The sequence below is a fragment of the Nonomuraea ceibae genome (genome assembly GCF_019396325.1).
In the GTDB taxonomy this organism is placed as follows: domain Bacteria; phylum Actinomycetota; class Actinomycetes; order Streptosporangiales; family Streptosporangiaceae; genus Nonomuraea; species Nonomuraea ceibae.
On record NZ_JAHKRO010000021.1, the window covers coordinates 36,263 to 51,615 of the forward strand.

Genomic DNA, 15,353 nt, shown 5'->3' on the forward strand with positions numbered 1-15,353 from the left:
GTCGGAAACTCCTGCGGCACCACAGGTCGAGCCGTACTTCGTTGGAATTTCTCCGTTGCTACCGGAACCCCTCAATGGAACGCGAACGTGGACCCGGGTGCGGCTCGCGTCGGGGACTCAAGAAGACGCCGCATGGAAATCCCGCCATGGAAGCACGATCGGCGTGGGCGGCGCACCTCTGGCGAGGAGGCGGTCGAGCAAGGCGGCGAGGTCGCACGGGAAAACCGTTTCCCTGGTCGAACGGAGTTCGGCCAGGGGCCACCAGCGAAAGCGGTCGATGAGGGAGCGTTCGAGATCTTCCATGCCGGAGGTGTCGATCGTCAGCTCGGAAACGTTCAGGAGAAAGAAGGAGTCGGTGGAGAGGTACCGCTGGCCGTCGTCGCCGATCCAGGTGCCCGAGGTGACGGCCACGACAGGCCCGAACGCTTCGGGGGGAATCACCTGACCGGTCTCCTCCCGCATCTCCCGGGCGGCGGCTACAGGCAAGCTTTCTCCGGGAAAGGCGCCACCGCCGGGGGTGAACCAGGCGTAGGCCGACCTTTTCGCTATACCCCGGTAGAGTAAGATCTCTTTCCGGGCGTTGAGCACCAAGGTTCGGGCGCTCTGGCGGGGGATCACCTCTGGCATGGCGGCGAGGATACCGAGGCGGTCGAGGGTACGCCCTCGAAACAAGCATGCCGACACAGACAACTACCGCGCCCGATATACCCGGCGATCACGTGCAGAGACCGCCCGGAACCTTGTCTGCGCCGACCGCCGAACCGGGTCGCAGCCAGAAGATCCGGTCCAGGTTCGTGCGGTGCAGCAGCGCGTATCCGGCCCTGCGCCCCAGCCAGCACCAGCCAGCGGCCGAGCTCGCGCACTGATCGCGCCGATCAGTGCGCCATGCCCTATACGTCACCCCAGGCTTTTCCCGCTGCTGCGCCGATCACATGGTGCACTGGCCGACTCTTCCCTGATCGAGACAGAAATCTGTAGTCGCCGCGAAGATATTCGTGCGATAGCTGTTCTGGTAGAGCAAGGGATGGATCCGCGACGGCAGCGCAGCACGAGGACCACGATGAACTGCCCGGACGAACGTGGACAGCAGGACAGGACACAGCAGTACGGAGGTGAGGAAGGAAGAAGGCCGGACTGTCGCGACCAGTGCAGTTGAGGGAGGGCCGGGGCGGTGGACATGCTGCCGGTGCACGAAGCCCGGCATCACCAGTCGGGGCGCTGGAGCCTGAAGAAGCCGAGGGAGTATTGAACGCCATCAGGATCGCCCCTTGCCGGTTGGATGTCATCGCCGCACGAGTTACCGCAGCTCCACGAAAAGACGGTGGTCTACGGTCACGCGTACGCGATCCCTGGGTCCCGCCCCAGCCGGCGGGATGCAGGCGATGGCGAGCACGGCGCTGTAGGAGCTCGCGGTCTTGTCGTAGCGGATGGTCAGACCGCGGAACTGCTCGAGCCGGTTGAAGCAGCGTTCGACGACGTTGCGACCCTCGTTGAGGGCCCGGTAGAAGCGCGGTGGCAGCCCCCAAGGGAACCGCGTCGCCTGCGGGCAGCGATCTGATCACCCCGTTCGGGGATGGTGTGCGCGATGCCTCGCCCGCACAGGTAGGCACGGATCTTGTCGGTGCTGTAACCCCATGTCGGCCACCAGGTGATCGGGCCGGACACGCGGGCGGCCCGATCCTGGACGGGGCACCCGGATCGCGGCCAGGACCTGCTCCAAGCGGGTGCAGTCGTTGACATTGCCGCCACTCAGGCAGAACGTCAACGGCCCGCACCGTCGCAGGCCAGGTGGATCTTGCGTGTCAGCCCGCCGCGGGATCGGCCGGGGGCGTGATCCGGCTGCGCCCTGCCCGGTGCTCCTTTGGGGCCCCGGCTGCGTGCTGGTGTGCCCGCACGATGGTGGAGTCCACCGCCACCGACCCGAATCGGCTGGCACACCGGTATGGAACAGGTCGCCACGAACGATAACGCTGCTTGGATGTCGTGGGCCGTGGCAGGGGGATGGCCAGGATCCGCTCCAACACGTACCGGTGCTGCCCGGCGATCATCTCCCAGTCCGGTTCATCCAGCCTGTGGTCAGATGCCGGTACGTGGTGACTCTCGGCAGTGGGAACGCCGCTTGTAGCGCGGGGTGATCATCGGGAAGGTCTGCCAGGCCCACGTCATCTTCGCTGGTCATCGGCTTCGCCTCGTAGTCTGCGGATGTCGCGTTCACGGCACGGTGTGAGCGGCACGCCGGAAGAGAACCGACCCGTTCGGGACCAGGGCCGTGACAAAGGTCGGTAGGTGTGCGCCTCGAGGCCAGCGAAGCTGGCCGGTCAAGGCGGATGAGGTCATAGCCCCCGCAGCGCTCACCTCAACGAGAAACAGGGCGAGCGGACTGCCACCGAGTTGCTCGGTCTGGCCGGGGGCGTCCGGGTCAGGGTCGGCGGGCAAGGACTTCGCTCACGCGGCTGTGCCGCTCCACCATCTTTGCCAGACCAGCATCGATGAAATGCAGACACTCCAGGATCGCGTCGTGGTCCGCAGCCAGGTGTCGGTGGTGGATTGGCCCGTGATGCGCGATCTTGTTGCGGAAGATGCGCAGGTGGTCGACCTTTCGGTGCAGGTGCCTGCGTAGCCCCCGGTACCCGGGGAACGCCTTGTGCAAGGCGGATCGCCATAGACGCTCGTAGTCGTTGCCGGAGCCGAGCAGTGAGACGTAGAACCCGAACGGAAGCTCCTCGGTGATCATATGCGGGGGCGGATTCTGGCCGGTGCGGCGTAGTTTCGTCTCGGCCTCGGTGACCCGCTGCTGGCCGATGTAGTTGAGGCGAGAGCCGGGCGCGTCCCACCAGTCGTCCCTGCCGAAGCGTGTCACCAGCTCGCGCGTCATGGTGCTGCGCATGGCCAGCTCCAGGTACTGCAGCGGACCGTAAAACGCCTCGCTGATCTCGGTGTTCCAGCAGTGCAGCCGGAGCGCGGCGACCGGATCGCCCCCGCACCGCACTTCGTACTCGGCCAGACGCAGGGGAGACAGCAGATTGCTCAGCCGCCTGGCCTCGGTGTTGTGCATACGGGGTCGCCTTCCGGTTTCCTGTCGGCGCTTCGGGTGGTACGGTCGAGTCATAAGCCCCGGTCATGCCTCTGCATAGCACGCAGCCGGGGCACAGCTATGTCCGGGCGATGGTTGAGGCTGCGGGCCTACGCCGTGGCCCGCTTGCGCCGACGCAGTTCCCGGGCGGCTTGCGCACGCGCAGTTCGTCGAGCAGTACTTCACTCCCCGGCTGCGCTGGAACCCGTACACGCTGCGGCCGCGCTGGTGCACGAACATGTTCTGGCAGGTCTCGCTCGCGCAGTGGCGCGCCGGTAGCTGCTCCAGCATGTGGTTGTACAGCTGGAGGAACATCACGCTGTAGATGGTGGGGTACCGCTCCGACAAGTGCTGAGGACCGGGCGGTGCCGTCAGCGTCGCGGTTGGTGATCTGGACGCGGAGCGCGTACAGCCCTGCGTCGGTGTCCAGGCGCCAGTTACGGTTCATCAGCCCCTCGGCGAGGAACGTCACCTCCTGGATCTCGCCCAGCCCGAACTCATGCCGTACCGCTGTCAGGTCCCCGGCGTCGGGTCCGTCACGGAAATGGCCCGGTGCCGCTGAAGTTCCGTCCGTCATCACGGCGACGACGTTAGTCAGATCTGCCCGAGCATGTACATCGAAGCTGACCCTGGTTGAGGTCGGCCGTCTGCACCAGCGGCACCGCCGGGCTCAGCCACTCGACGGCCGGTAGACGGTGGTGCTGTGCTCCCGCGCGGCCAGCGCCGCCGGCACCCGGGCCGCGTCCGCCTCCGCCAGCCGGGCCGCCGCCTCCTCAGGCGGGAAGAACGTCGCGTCGTCGAGCTCGGCGTGCTGCAGCCGGAGATCAGGCTCGTCCATGGTGCCCGCGTCGAACACCAGGTACATCAGGGGCCGAGCCCGGTGGCCGGACGGCGGCGCCCAGTCGACCACGAGCAGCCGCCCCACCTCCACGCGCAGGCCCAGTTCCTCGTCCAGCTCGCGCGCGCACGCGACCTCGGGCGGCTCGCCCTCGTCGGCCATCCCGCCGGGCAACTGCCAGTGCGGCCGGTAGAACGGCTTGACCACCAGGACGCGGCCGGCTGGGTCGATGATGAGCGCGCCCGTGGCCACGTGCACCGCGGCGAGCTGGGCGTAATAGATTTCCGGCTCTACGAAGGTGCGCTGCTGGTCTGCGTCTGATGGGTTCATGTCTGGGTGAGAGTTTCCCGGGAATTGCTCGATGTAGTCGCGCCGGCGTCGGACGTCCTCGGTGCTGGCGCCGGCCGCGATCGTCGGCCGGGGGATGGCGTGGGCCAGGGCCCTGTCGGCCAGGGCCCTCTCGGAAGGGCCTCTGCCGGACAGAGCCTCGGCCGCGCAGCTATCCTCTCGGCCGGTGGCGATTCAGCGGGCGGCGGCGTCCAGAACAGGGCGCACCGTCCAGCCTCGGCCGTCACGGTGCAGCTCGGGGCGGATCCGGTCGAGGCCGGGGCGGCCGTGGCCGCGCCACTCGCGGGCCCACTCGGCGAGCAGGCCGGTGGCGCTGTCGTCGCCGGCGGACAGGTGCTGGTCGGCCCGGCTTGGGGTGACGAGGGCGATGCCGGTGGGCGTGCTAGCGCCGATGCGCCACACCGGGACGCCGAGCGCGGCGGTGGTCAGGGCGGTGGGCCGCGTGGCCAGCAGATAGGCGTAGAAGTCGGCCGCGTTCTCCTCCTCCCGCAGCGGGCCGCTCGTGGAGCGGCCTGCCGTCTGCACCTGCTTGAGCAGGTGGCTGCTGGCCTCACCCGCTCCAGGGGGGTGCGCAGCCAGGCCGACGACAGCCACCATGGCTGCCCGTCGTCGTCGTGGGCCAGGGCGTCCACCCCCCGGGGCGGGACGATCCACTGGTCCAGGAGCTGGGAGGTAGCTGCCACGAACCCGGCCTGCATGAGCCGGTCGGCCGACAGCTTCTGCCCGTCGCAGAGGTGAGCGCGGACGACGAGGAACGTCTTGACCAGATCGGTCACCTGGACCGGGACCACCGCGGTCGTGCCCAGCGCCGCCTGGCGCATCCACGCAGAGCGGGATGTGTTCCAGGGTTGCCCAGGCGATGATGCGGTTGACCGGTTGGGGGGCGGTGCTGGTGCCGCCGTCGGCGGCGGTCAGGGTGACGTTCGTGCGGCCGTCGGCGAGCAGGCGCCGCTCGGCCCGGTTGGTGAGGGCCGGGTCGATGTCGATGCTGGTGACGTGGCCGGGAGCGGGCCCGGGGCTTGTCGGTGCCCCCGGCGGGCGCCAGCGGCAGCCGGGCTTCCATGACAGCGGTGGCGTGGGCGGCGTTGAGTAGCATGGCGCTGGCCTCGCTGTGGACATGGAGTTCCTCGCTGAGGTTGAGCCGCATGCCGTTGATCAGCTGCAGCACGTTGCGGATCTCCCAGGACAATCGGGCGGCCTGCATGAGCAGCTACGCGGGCGACATGCCGCCGTGTCGGTCCCGGCGGGGCGGGGTGATAGTGCGGACCGGGAGGGAGCGGGACCGAGCGGAAGCGGGTCATGCCTTCTTCTCCAAACAGCCCGGCGGGAACGGCTGCATGCTCGCACGTCACAGGCGATCGACGTGGCCGTGCCGGCGGCCGCGCTGGTGCCGGGGTGGCCGAGGAGATGGAACGCCGCGCGAAGCGCCAGGCTGAGATAGCCGCGCTGGCCGAACGGCTGGCGCCAGCGCGGGCACAGATCGCCGCCAACCTGACGGACAAGATGGAGACCATGAAGGGGGAGGCCGCGTAATGGGTTGCGGGTGCGGCAAGGGCCGCCAGCAGTTCGAGGTCGTCAGCGCTGACGGCAAGGTCGTCGACAACTCGACGAGTAAGACCACGGCCGAGGCCGTCGCCAAGCGTTACGACGGTACGACGGTGTGGCCGAAGGAGCCGGCCGCCAATGCGTGAGCTGCTGAGACTCCGCCGCTGAGAAGGGACTCGCGGCCTGATCCGGCGGCGGACAGGACAGGCCCTCGGACCCCTCCGGACCGGGGGCCTGTCTCATGCCCGGCCTTGGCGCCGGGGCGGAGGACGGGTTGGCCGCTTGCTAGCCGGAGAGCACGTCGTAGACGTAGCCGTCGCCGATCCGGTAGGGGTAGTTGCCGCGGCAGACGGCCATGGAGGCCTGGGTGGGGCCCTTGGCGATCCCCCCGTAGATGCGCGTGCGGTCGGAGTCGCTGTTGTTGCGCTCGTAGCACCAGGTGCCGACCTGGAACGTCCATCTGGTGGTGCACTTCAGAGCGACCGTGCCGTATTCGCCGGTCTTGTTGGTGGTGGTGTAGCAGGACGAGGCGCTGCTGTGCGCGGCGGCGCTGGCTGGTGCGGCGGCCGTGCTGGCCGCCAGGGCGACGGATGCGGCGAGGTAGGCGAAGGTGCGCAGGCGAGGCATCTGATCTCCTGGTGGTGAACCGGGTTCGGATGAGGCCATCGAACCTCGGAGCGCTTTTGGCAGGCTTTCGACCTGCTGTGCCTCCGAGGGTGGGCAGGAGCCAGAGGCGGGCAGCTCACCCCTGCTCAAATCCGAAACCGATTCGCAACTGATCGTGTGCGTGACTTCTCCTGTGACTGGCGGGACGATACCCATCTGCACACGAACATCCAGAAAGTCCCCTCATGCACGAATCGGCTGTAACGCTCCAGCAGATCATCGACGACGACCGCGCCACCGCCCGCACGACGCTCGACCAGCTCGACCAGGCCGAAGCCAACATCCTCTTCCTCCAGCAGTGCGCCCACGCCCTGCTCAAAAAGGCAGACGAATACGCCGCGCTCATCACCGAATACGAACAAGCCGTCGCGGCCGGGGACCGGCCCGCAACCGCCCGTAGGCTCGTACTCATCCAGCACGCCGCCGCCAGCGCCATCGAATCCAGGAACGCGGCCGCCGACGCCTGTCCCAGGTAATAGGCGAATCAGAACAGCGTGTCGTGCACCAGCACCGGCATCTGCCGGCGCTGAATGATACGCAGGCACCGCCGGCAGGTGACCGGAGCCAGCGACACGCGCAGGCGTCGGCGGATCGCCCGGGCCTGGATCCGGTCGACATCACGATTGACGCTTGCGCCCCCTTCGCCGCGCACCTGATGCTGCTGCTGTCATGCCAGCGCTGACCGCCGCGTGCGGCCGGCGCCACGGCAGAGGCATGGGGTGACGACGCTGGAAGAGAATAGTCCGGTGACGGCGTGGGATCCTCGGGATCGGCGCGCCCGCATGCCCAGCATGAGAGAGGCCGTTTGCGTCGCCTGCGCCCCAGACCGTGCCTGGGAGCGCCTGGTCGCGAACCCGCTGCCGGGGAGCTGGGTGATCTCGTCATACAAGGCCATCGGACGTCCTCACTGCCGGGTCACTGTGGCCATCGACCGAGAGGGGGCCCGCGCGCTCGTGGCGCACTGAGGACGCACTCGGCACCGACGTGTCTGGGCGCGGCATAGCGCTCAGCTGCAGCCAGCACGAGCAAAAGATCACCTTAGGAGTCGTTCGTGACGCTGCCGTCACAAAAGCTCGCCTCGGCCTGATGATCGGTGCCCGCCGCCCGGCCTTGCGAAGAGCCCACCTGCAAGACCGCCACGATAGGGCGTGGCGCCTGGTTTCATGGCGCTACGCACTTCCTGAGACTGCGCAGGCACAGCTCCAGCGAGGAATGCTTGGGAGCGCCCTGGTCGCGGGTGTGCTGCCAGGCGGTGTAGAGCATGGCCCACAGCATCTGCGTCACCCACTCCGCCGGCTGGCCGGGATCGAAGCTCCCGTCGGCGTGACCGCGCTGGACGAGCCGGGTGAGCGCGCGGTCGGCGTCGGTCTCCTCGTCCCATCCCTCCCAGGTGGTGAGCTGGGGGTTGTCGAAGGCGAACAGCAGGCCGTCGCCCAGCTCGAAGTATTCCTGGCACACCCGCTCCAGCGCCTCCAGGGCCGTCCCCTCGTCGAGGCGGGCCCGCTCGGTGGCGGTCTCGATGCGTTCGAGCAGGTAGACGCTGAGCGCCGCCAGCAGGTCGGAGCGCTCGCGGAAGTAGCGGTGGATGGTGGTCCGCCCCACCCCGGCCTCGGTGGCCACGTCGGCCAGCGAAGCGCCCGAGTTCTTCGACAGGACCGCCACCGCGGCGTCGAGGATCGCGCGCCGGGTCCGCGCCCGGGTGCCCGTGAGAACGTCCATGCGTCTACGGTACTCCCTAACCCGGAACGGAACGAATTTGACGAGAACGGAACAGTCGTGTTCCATAAATGTCATGGCTGACTCATTCCGGATCCTGTGGTCCTTCGCCCGGCCGCACACGCGCACGCTGCTGTCCGGACTCGTGCTGGCGCTGCTCGGGTCGGCGCTCGGACTGGCGACCCCGATGGTCACCAAGTGGGTCCTCGACACGCTCGGCACCGGCAGCTCGCTGGCCGGGCCCATCACCGCGCTGCTCGTCCTGATGGTCGTCGGCGCCGCCATCGGGCGCTGGCAGTGGACCATGCTCGGCTCGCTGGGGGAGCGCGTCGTCCTGGAGGCCCGCGACTCGATGGTGCGCCGCTTCCTGCGCGCCAAGGTGCCCGCCCTCACCCGGCACTCACCCGGCGAGCTGGTCACCCGCGTGACCTCCGACACCGTGCTGCTGCGCGAGGCCGCCACCTCCAGCGTCATCGGACTGATCAACGGAGCCGTCATGCTGGTCGGCACGCTCGTCCTGATGGGCGTGCTCGACCTGGCCCTGCTCGGCGTCACCGCGGCGGCGGTGCTAGCGGTCGTCCTGCTGTTCGCGCTGCTCATGCCCGCCATCGCCAAGGCGCAGGCCCGGGCCCAGGAACACGTCGGCAGGATGGGCGGCGTCCTCGAAGGCACCCTGCGCGCCATCAGGACCGTCAAGGCCGTCCGCGCCGAGGAGCGACAGGGCGACCGCATTCTCGCCGAGGCGCGGGCCTCGGCCGAGCAGGGCGTGCGCGCCGTGCGCGCCGAGGCCACCGCGTGGACCGTGGCCTGGTCCGGTCTCCAGCTCGCGATCATCCTGATCCTCGCCGTCGGCGCCTGGCGGGTGGGCGCCGGCAGTCTGGAGGTGTCCAGCCTCATCGCGTTCCTGCTGTACGCGTTCGGCCTCATGGAGCCGATCACCGAGCTGAGCCAGAACCTCACCGCGCTGCAGTCGGGCGTCGCCGCCGCGACCCGCATCCGCGAGCTGGACGCCATGGAGGCCGAGCCCCCGGTGAGCGCCACGCGCCGCGACCTGCCCCCGGCGACCGGCCGGGGTCCCGTCCTGGAGCTGCGCGCTGTCACCGCCGCGTACGCGCCGGGAGCCGGGCCCGCCGTGCGCGACGTCGACCTGGTCATCCCCAGGCACGGCCACCTCGCCGTGGTCGGCCCGTCGGGGGCGGGCAAGACGACGCTGTTCTCGCTCCTGCTCGGCTTCCTCGAACCCGGCGACGGCACGCTGCTGCTCGACGGCCGCCCGTACCAGGAGTACGGGCGCGACCAGATCAGGGCGCGCCTGGCCTACGTCGAGCAGGAGACGCCGATCGTGCCCGGCACGGTCCGCGACAACCTGCTGTTCGCCCACCCCGACGCCACCGAGGAGGAGCTCCACCGGGTGCTGGCCGAGGTGCGGCTGGCCGACAAGGTCGCCACGCTCGACGACGGCCTCGACACGCCCCTGTCGTCCACCCAGGTGTCGGGCGGCGAGCGTCAGCGCATCGCGCTCGCCCGCGCCCTGCTGCGCACCCCCGACGTGCTCCTGCTGGACGAGGCCACGGCCCAGCTCGACGGCATCACCGAGGCCGCGGTCCAGGACTGCGTACGGTCACGCGCGCGGTCGGGCGCGGTCATCACCATCGCCCACCGGCTGTCGACCGTGATCGACGCGGACAGCATCGTCGTCATGGACGGCGGACGCGTCCGCGCCCAGGGCCGCCACGAGGAGCTGCTGGCCGCCGACGAGCTCTACCGCGAACTCGTCGCGGCGCTGCGCATCGCGGCGACCGGGGCCACGGCCGCCGCGCGCTGATCAGTAGTGCCAGGGGAACAGCGGCCTCACATGCGGACACTGCTCCGGCCCCGCCCATGACTTAAGGTTGCGTCGATCTCGACTCTCCGTGCCGGCCAGATCCGCGATGGGGCGCCACGCGCGCGCGGCCCAGATCCTCGGGGCCGCGACCCCGGCCGGCGCCCGCTTCGGCGTGGCCGCCGAGTTCCTGCTCCTGGTGAACACGCCCCTCCGGCAGATCATGGAGCAGTGGCAGCAGAATCACGCCGACCGGAACGCCCGTGCACCCGTGGCCGAGTAAGGCAAAGGCCTTCAGCGGGGCGTGAGGCCTCCAGGCAGGCCAGACCGGTTCTCGATCCCATCCCGGGTCACGCTCATGTACGTGATAATCGCTAACTATCACGTACATGAGCGATCATGGCGGACTGGCGACCAGGAGAACCTTCCGCCGGGACGGTGTGCTACTCCGGCGCGTTATCCGGTACATCGCCGAAGGCGTCACCTGGCGGGCGGCATGAGCGCCGCGCCGAAGATCACCGCCCTTCGCGGTGAAGGCGTCAGCCTCGCTGTGGCCGCCGACGCCTTCCTGGCCACCCCGCACACGGCCAACCCCCACACCCATCGCGCCTACGCCTTGGCCATCGACCGCGTCACCACCCTCCTTGGCCGCGACCGGCCGCTCGCTGACGTCACCGACGCCGAAATCGGCGCCGCGCTCACCGAGCAGTGGGGTATCAGCGCGCCGGCGACCTGGTGCAACCGCGCCGCCGTCACCTCCTGGCTCGCCTGGTGCCGCACCAAGAAGCACTGGCCTGCCCCGTCGGTCCCGGCCGACGTCGAACGCCGCAAGGAAAGCGCCGACGAGACCCGCGCGGTCGCCAAGACCACCATCCAGCGGCTGCTGTCGCGCCGCGACATCCCGCTCCGGGAGAAGACGCTGTGGCGGATGCTGTACGAGACGGCCGCCCGGGCCGCGGAGATCCTGGCGCTGAACGTCGAAGACCTCGACCTGGAACACTGCCGCGCCCCTGTCCGCTCCAAGGTCGGCGCGACCGGGTGGGTGTACTGGGACCGTGGCACCGCCCACCGCCTGCCCCGCCTACCGGACGGCAGCACGCGCACCCACGGCCCGCTGTTCTGTCCGGACGCGGCCCCGTCCCAGCCCGCCGCCCGGCCGCCGCCGACATCTGCCCGCACACCGGCCGCGCCCGCCTCGGCGACGACCGCGCACGCGTCCTGCTCGCCACCTACGCCGGCCTCGACCTGCACCAACTACGCCACAGCGCCGCCACCCACCTCGGCGACGCCGAGGTGCCGCTGCAGCTCATCCTGGGCAAGGCCCGCCACAAGAACCCCCGCACCGCCATGCGCGACGTCAAATGGGTGCCGAAGCCATCGCCAAGGCCACCGAGGTCCTGGCAGCCCGCCGCCGTACCCACTGATCAGGAACTTCTCCGAGTGGGAGGGGACGCTGCCCCTTTCTCTCGTACTTGGTCTGGCCCCCTCAAGGGCTCGAGAGCGGCTAGGACGAGGTCGAGGCCGAAGATGAACTCCTTCGCCGGGTCGAAGCCGGCAGAGACGAGCGCCGCGGCGGACTCGTTGAGGTAGGGGAACTCGTCAGGAGGGAGCTGGGGCAGGAAGACGTCCTCGGCCATGTCCGCGAACTCATCGGCGGTGTCGAACGGCAGGCTGGCCGCCTGCAGGGCGAAACCGTAGACATAGCTGTCGAGCAACCAGTTGGCGTGCGTCGCCATCAAGGCCGAGAAGCCGGCCCTCCGCAGGCAGGCGGTGACCGCTTCGTGGTGGCGGAGGTTCGCGGGCCCGGGCGATGTCCGCGACTCCATCAGGCCGTTCGCCCACGGGTGGCGTGCGAGAACCTGTTGGGCGGATACCGCCCGCCGTCGCATCGCCGACTGCCAGTCGACCCCTTCGGGCGGGAGCTCGATCTCCTCGAACACGACGTCGATCATGGCGTCCAGCAGCTCGTCCTTGCTCGCCACGTAGTAGTAGAGCGACATCGCGCCCGCGCCGAGCGCGCGAGCCAGCCGGCGCATGCTCAGCCCGTCGACGCCCTCGCGGTCGGCGAGCCGGACCGCCTCCACCACCACCCGCTGCTTGCTCAGCCCCGCGTCGGACGCGATCTGCCTTCGTTCCCTCCCGGACACGGGTCTCCTCGCTTGTGCTCGTACAGATTGACAATTCGTACAGCGTACGAACATAGTACAGCAGACGCACTCGTACGGCGTACGACGTACGGTGTACGAGCCAGCGAGCGCGCGGCTCGGAGGAGGAGGCTTCCGTGGGGATCGAACAGCGATCGAATACCGGAGACGGCCTGGTGCCGGCGGCGAGTCCGGCCGGGGCGGCGACGATGCGGGCCGCCGTCCAGCACCGCTACGGCCCGCCCTCAGTGCTCAAGCCGTCCGAGGTCGGGCTACCGCTGCCCGGTCGAGGCGATGTGCTCGTCCAGGTGGGCGCGACCTCAGTACATCCTGGCGACTACTTCGTCATGACCGGTGAGCCGTACGTGGTGCGCCTGGTGTTCGGGCTCGGCCGGCCGCGCCACGGCATTCCTGGCAGGGACCTCGCTGGCGTGGTGGCGGCGGTCGGGAAGGACGTCACCGCTCTCCGACCCGGCGACAAGGTGTTCGGCTGGAGCACCACAGGAACGCTCGCGGAGTACGCCTGCGTCCCGGCGGACCACCTCGTGTCCATGCCTGCCAACCTGTCGGACGTGGACGCGGCAGCGGTGCCCACATCGGGCATGACGGCGTTGCAGGCATTGCGTGACATCGCGAACGTTCGACCGGGCCAGACGGTGCTGATCACGGGCGCGTCGGGCGGCGTGGGCTCCTTCGCCGTACAGATCGCCAAGGCCTTCGGCGCCGAGGTGACGGGTGTGTGCAGCACCCGCAACGTCGGCCTGGTCCGGTCGCTCGGCGCCGACCACGTCGTCGACTACACCGAAACCGACTTCACCCGCACCGAGAAGCGCTACGACGTCATCCTCGACAACGTGGAAGCCCAGCCCCTGGCGGCTGTCCGCCGAACGCTGACGCCCACCGGCACCCTCATCCCCAACAGCGGACGCGGCGGCCGCTGGCTCGGCCCCCTCGGCCGGATCGTCAAAGCGCGCGTGCTGTCCGGGTTCACCCGTCAGCGGCTGAAGCCCTTCACGTCGGTCGGGAAGCGCCAGGACCTGCTCACCCTGGCCGACCTGCTCACGACCGGGCAGGTCACGCCCGCCATCGACCGTACGTATCCCCTCGACGAAGCAGCCGACGCCCTCCGCCACGTCGCGGCCGGCCACACCCGAGGGAAGGTCGTCGTCACCGTCTGACGACCGCACCGACGAGAACGACCCAACCTGTGCGTGTGCACGCCCAAACCTGCCGCCGCTCCGGCGGACGAACCGCTCCTCTCGAAAGTAAGAACCGATGACCATCCCAACGAAAACCCCGAACCTGCTCGACAACCCGCCGGTCGTCCGACCGCACCGAAGGAGTAAGAGATGAGATCACCGAAGAACACCGCCACCACGCCGGCCCGCAGGCGGTTCGTTCGAGGCCGGCTCGTCGGTGCCGCGGCGATCGCGTTCGCGGTGTTGGTGGTGATAGAGAACGTGTTGTTTGCGGTAACGGGCGCGCTGCCCTACGGCGCTCCGATCGAGGAAGTGCTGGCCTACTACGCGGCCAACCGCGACGCGGTCGCGATCGTGTCCGGTCTGGTAGCCCTGTACCTGCCGCTGCTGCTCGTGTTCGTGACGGGCCTGCACGGCCTCGTGGAGCGGCGCGGCGGAGCGGGCGCTGACTGGTCGCGCCTCGCCTTGGCCGCTGGCGCGACGCTGTCGGCGATCTTCGTGCTTGTCAACGTCCTGCAGATCGGGCTCGCGCTCTCCGCCGGCGGGCTCGCCGAGCCGACGCCCGCGTTCGGGCTCGTCTGGCAGATGCACGCGGCGGCGTTCGCGCTGGCGCTGCCGATGCTCGGCGCCACCTGCATCGGCTCGGCCCTCGCCGCGCACGCGAGCGGGCTGACTCCGGCTTGGCAGCGCCTGCTGGGCATGGTGGGCGGGAGCCTGCCGCTCGCCGCGGGGCTGGGCAACCTCGCGATCGCCGACGGCTCGCCGCTGATTTTCGTCGGGCTCCTAGGGTCCGTCGCCTGGCTCGTCTGGCTGCTCGCGACCGGCGTGCGCCTCGTCCGGTCGTGACCGAGATGAGGGCGGCGCCGAGGTTTGCGCACGCTGGCGAGGACTCCGTGGCGGGCTGCCCGGGGATGCAACCACACAGCCTCGGATTCCACCATCCGTGCGTATTCACGCCCGAACCTGCGCCACTCCGGCGGGGGACGACCGCTCCTCTCGACAGAAGAACCGATGACCATCCGAACGAAGACCCCGAGCCTGCTCGACAACCCGCCGATCCCCGTGCAGGCCAAGCTCATGGCGGCTTGGACCAGCTTCATCTTCTGCATCTACGTCGACTACCTCCGCCTCTGCAAGGGGGCGGCCGGTATACGCCAGAGACGGGCCGCGCGAGGAGGTAATCCCTCCTGACCTGGTGTTTTGACCCCGTTTAGGGGAGCGGCTCGTATCGATGGCGAGGATGCCGTGACATCCTGTGCGGCGCTGGGGCTGATCGTGTGCGCTATCGGAGTTCCGCGTTCGGGTGGGGCTGGCTCTGCAGGCGGTGACGCAGTTCGGCCTGCTCCGCGGTGAGCGCCTGGCCCGGGCGTCGGAGCTGACGATGCGAAGGTACGGCCGTAGTCCCTGGCCGACACCCGAGCCGCAAACCGTCCTTAGCGTCATGATCCAACACCGTGATCAAACCGAGACGCTAGTCGGTGGAGCTTGTGTTATTGCAGGTCAGAAGCAACTTTGTTGAAAATTTCTTCATTGCTACCGGGTCCCCGTCATGATGCAGCCACGAGCGCGATCCAGCCGGTGATCGCTCTTCGAATCGCCGCGGCTTCCTCCTCAGCGGCAGGCCTGCCCGCGCAGGTCTCGTTGCTCTTCGGGGTCGAGCATGGTGACCCAGCCGGTGCTGTCGGGATTGCGAAGGTCATCGAAGAGGGTCGCGCCCAGCTCGATCAGTAGCTCGACCTTCTGGTCACGAGTTCTGCCCTGGACCCCTTTGATGTCGAGGCGCACTCGCATCTTGACGCTCTTGCCCTCAGGGACGCGGATGAACAGCCGGAACGGTCCTGTTTGGTCCGAAGCATGACCGCGTTGTGGCCCGGCGCGTCGCCATCTCCCAAGGGCTGGCGATCTCGTACGGGTCGGCGGCGTCAATGGTGACGGGCATGAAGTTCGATCATCGTGCCAGTCAACCGACACCACCAAAGACATCAAGCCGGCGTTTCAGTCT

At 69.1% G+C, this 15,353-nt stretch carries 17 protein-coding genes and 1 pseudogene; 8 read left to right on the forward strand and 10 right to left on the reverse strand.

The window, feature by feature from the left end:
* Positions 1 to 117 precede the first annotated feature (117 nt).
* The 5 genes and pseudogenes from KME80_RS16440 to KME80_RS16455 all read right to left on the reverse strand — a co-directional run bounded on the left by KME80_RS16440 (position 118) and on the right by KME80_RS16455 (position 4,856).
* Positions 118 to 627, reverse strand: coding sequence for an NUDIX hydrolase (locus tag KME80_RS16440; RefSeq protein ID WP_219506060.1), 510 nt, complete (start codon positions 625 to 627; stop codon positions 118 to 120).
* A 1,140-nt stretch (positions 628 to 1,767) separates the two neighbouring features.
* Positions 1,768 to 1,910, reverse strand: a pseudogene (locus KME80_RS53560) (IS5/IS1182 family transposase); the annotation flags it as partial.
* 509 nt (positions 1,911 to 2,419) lie between these two features.
* Positions 2,420 to 3,055 (reverse strand): Abi family protein, encoded by a 636-nt coding sequence (locus KME80_RS16445; protein ID WP_219506062.1) that lies wholly within the window; start codon positions 3,053 to 3,055, stop codon positions 2,420 to 2,422.
* 688 nt (positions 3,056 to 3,743) lie between these two features.
* Positions 3,744 to 4,241 carry an NUDIX domain-containing protein gene (locus tag KME80_RS16450; protein ID WP_219506064.1) on the reverse strand — a complete coding sequence of 166 codons (498 nt, stop codon included), beginning with the start codon at positions 4,239 to 4,241 and terminating at the stop codon, positions 3,744 to 3,746.
* Positions 4,242 to 4,433: 192 nt separating this feature from the next.
* On the reverse strand, positions 4,434 to 4,856 hold the full coding sequence (locus KME80_RS16455; RefSeq protein ID WP_219506066.1) for a hypothetical protein: 423 nt from the start codon (positions 4,854 to 4,856) through the stop codon (positions 4,434 to 4,436).
* A gap of 798 nt (positions 4,857 to 5,654) precedes the next feature.
* Here KME80_RS16455 and KME80_RS16460 point away from each other — a divergent pair.
* Positions 5,655 to 5,792 carry a hypothetical protein gene (locus tag KME80_RS16460; RefSeq protein ID WP_219506067.1) on the forward strand — a complete coding sequence of 46 codons (138 nt, stop codon included), beginning with the start codon at positions 5,655 to 5,657 and terminating at the stop codon, positions 5,790 to 5,792.
* Complete coding sequence (locus KME80_RS16465) at positions 5,792 to 5,950, forward strand: hypothetical protein (RefSeq protein WP_219506069.1); 159 nt, start codon at positions 5,792 to 5,794, stop codon at positions 5,948 to 5,950. The genes KME80_RS16460 and KME80_RS16465 overlap by 1 nt, the downstream gene beginning before the upstream one ends.
* A gap of 139 nt (positions 5,951 to 6,089) precedes the next feature.
* Here KME80_RS16465 and KME80_RS16470 read toward each other — a convergent pair whose 3' ends face one another.
* Positions 6,090 to 6,431: a hypothetical protein gene (locus KME80_RS16470; RefSeq protein WP_219506071.1), complete on the reverse strand. Its 342-nt coding sequence runs from the start codon at positions 6,429 to 6,431 to the stop codon at positions 6,090 to 6,092.
* Positions 6,432 to 6,655: 224 nt separating this feature from the next.
* On the opposite strand from KME80_RS16470, the gene KME80_RS16475 reads away from it, so the two are divergent.
* Positions 6,656 to 6,946 carry a hypothetical protein gene (locus KME80_RS16475; RefSeq protein WP_219506072.1) on the forward strand — a complete coding sequence of 97 codons (291 nt, stop codon included), beginning with the start codon at positions 6,656 to 6,658 and terminating at the stop codon, positions 6,944 to 6,946.
* 8 nt (positions 6,947 to 6,954) lie between these two features.
* Here the strand turns inward: KME80_RS16475 and KME80_RS16480 are convergent, their stop codons facing one another.
* Entirely contained in the window at positions 6,955 to 7,122 is a 168-nt protein-coding gene (locus KME80_RS16480; RefSeq protein ID WP_219506073.1) for a hypothetical protein, read from the reverse strand.
* 509 nt (positions 7,123 to 7,631) lie between these two features.
* A complete protein-coding gene (locus tag KME80_RS16485) occupies positions 7,632 to 8,189 on the reverse strand; it encodes a TetR/AcrR family transcriptional regulator (protein WP_219506074.1) in 558 nt (185 codons plus the stop codon).
* A 73-nt stretch (positions 8,190 to 8,262) separates the two neighbouring features.
* Here KME80_RS16485 and KME80_RS16490 point away from each other — a divergent pair, with 73 nt between their 5' ends.
* The 3 genes from KME80_RS16490 to KME80_RS16500 all read left to right on the forward strand — a co-directional run bounded on the left by KME80_RS16490 (position 8,263) and on the right by KME80_RS16500 (position 11,539).
* Positions 8,263 to 10,011: an ABC transporter ATP-binding protein gene (locus KME80_RS16490; protein WP_246645068.1), complete on the forward strand. Its 1,749-nt coding sequence runs from the start codon at positions 8,263 to 8,265 to the stop codon at positions 10,009 to 10,011.
* 88 nt (positions 10,012 to 10,099) lie between these two features.
* Entirely contained in the window at positions 10,100 to 10,291 is a 192-nt protein-coding gene (locus KME80_RS16495) for a hypothetical protein (RefSeq protein ID WP_219506075.1), read from the forward strand.
* Between the two features lie 213 nt (positions 10,292 to 10,504).
* Positions 10,505 to 11,539, forward strand: a complete 1,035-nt coding sequence (locus tag KME80_RS16500; protein ID WP_246645069.1) for a site-specific integrase — start codon at positions 10,505 to 10,507, stop codon at positions 11,537 to 11,539.
* On the opposite strand, the gene KME80_RS16505 is transcribed toward KME80_RS16500, so the two are convergent.
* On the reverse strand, positions 11,433 to 12,155 hold the full coding sequence (locus KME80_RS16505) for a TetR/AcrR family transcriptional regulator C-terminal domain-containing protein (protein WP_308125790.1): 723 nt from the start codon (positions 12,153 to 12,155) through the stop codon (positions 11,433 to 11,435). The genes KME80_RS16500 and KME80_RS16505 overlap by 107 nt on opposite strands.
* A gap of 134 nt (positions 12,156 to 12,289) precedes the next feature.
* On the opposite strand from KME80_RS16505, the gene KME80_RS16510 reads away from it, so the two are divergent.
* Both KME80_RS16510 and KME80_RS16515 read left to right on the forward strand, forming a co-directional pair.
* Positions 12,290 to 13,330 carry an NAD(P)-dependent alcohol dehydrogenase gene (locus KME80_RS16510; RefSeq protein ID WP_308125791.1) on the forward strand — a complete coding sequence of 347 codons (1,041 nt, stop codon included), beginning with the start codon at positions 12,290 to 12,292 and terminating at the stop codon, positions 13,328 to 13,330.
* Positions 13,331 to 13,501: 171 nt separating this feature from the next.
* The gene (locus KME80_RS16515; protein WP_219506077.1) at positions 13,502 to 14,197 is read left to right on the forward strand and encodes a hypothetical protein; all 696 of its coding nucleotides are present in this window, start codon (positions 13,502 to 13,504) and stop codon (positions 14,195 to 14,197) included.
* Between the two features lie 765 nt (positions 14,198 to 14,962).
* Here KME80_RS16515 and KME80_RS16520 read toward each other — a convergent pair.
* On the reverse strand, positions 14,963 to 15,334 hold the full coding sequence (locus tag KME80_RS16520) for a VOC family protein (protein ID WP_219506078.1): 372 nt from the start codon (positions 15,332 to 15,334) through the stop codon (positions 14,963 to 14,965).
* Between the last annotated feature and the right edge of the window lie 19 nt (positions 15,335 to 15,353).

What these genes read in the sequence shown, in the direction of transcription:
- KME80_RS16490 (WP_246645068.1), top strand. Translation starts at nt 8,263, where the DNA reads ATGGCTGACTCATTCCGGATCCTGTGGTCCTTCGCCCGGCCGCACACG.
- KME80_RS16515 (WP_219506077.1), top strand. Translation starts at nt 13,502, where the DNA reads ATGAGATCACCGAAGAACACCGCCACCACGCCGGCCCGCAGGCGGTTC.
- KME80_RS16455 (WP_219506066.1), bottom strand. Translation starts at nt 4,856, where the DNA reads ATGGTGGCTGTCGTCGGCCTGGCTGCGCACCCCCCTGGAGCGGGTGAG.
- KME80_RS16500 (WP_246645069.1), top strand. Translation starts at nt 10,505, where the DNA reads ATGAGCGCCGCGCCGAAGATCACCGCCCTTCGCGGTGAAGGCGTCAGC.
- KME80_RS16475 (WP_219506072.1), top strand. Translation starts at nt 6,656, where the DNA reads ATGCACGAATCGGCTGTAACGCTCCAGCAGATCATCGACGACGACCGC.
- KME80_RS16450 (WP_219506064.1), bottom strand. Translation starts at nt 4,241, where the DNA reads ATGAACCCATCAGACGCAGACCAGCAGCGCACCTTCGTAGAGCCGGAA.
- KME80_RS16520 (WP_219506078.1), bottom strand. Translation starts at nt 15,334, where the DNA reads ATGTCTTTGGTGGTGTCGGTTGACTGGCACGATGATCGAACTTCATGC.
- KME80_RS16485 (WP_219506074.1), bottom strand. Translation starts at nt 8,189, where the DNA reads ATGGACGTTCTCACGGGCACCCGGGCGCGGACCCGGCGCGCGATCCTC.
- KME80_RS16465 (WP_219506069.1), top strand. Translation starts at nt 5,792, where the DNA reads ATGGGTTGCGGGTGCGGCAAGGGCCGCCAGCAGTTCGAGGTCGTCAGC.
- KME80_RS16470 (WP_219506071.1), bottom strand. Translation starts at nt 6,431, where the DNA reads ATGCCTCGCCTGCGCACCTTCGCCTACCTCGCCGCATCCGTCGCCCTG.
- KME80_RS16445 (WP_219506062.1), bottom strand. Translation starts at nt 3,055, where the DNA reads ATGCACAACACCGAGGCCAGGCGGCTGAGCAATCTGCTGTCTCCCCTG.
- KME80_RS16440 (WP_219506060.1), bottom strand. Translation starts at nt 627, where the DNA reads ATGCCAGAGGTGATCCCCCGCCAGAGCGCCCGAACCTTGGTGCTCAAC.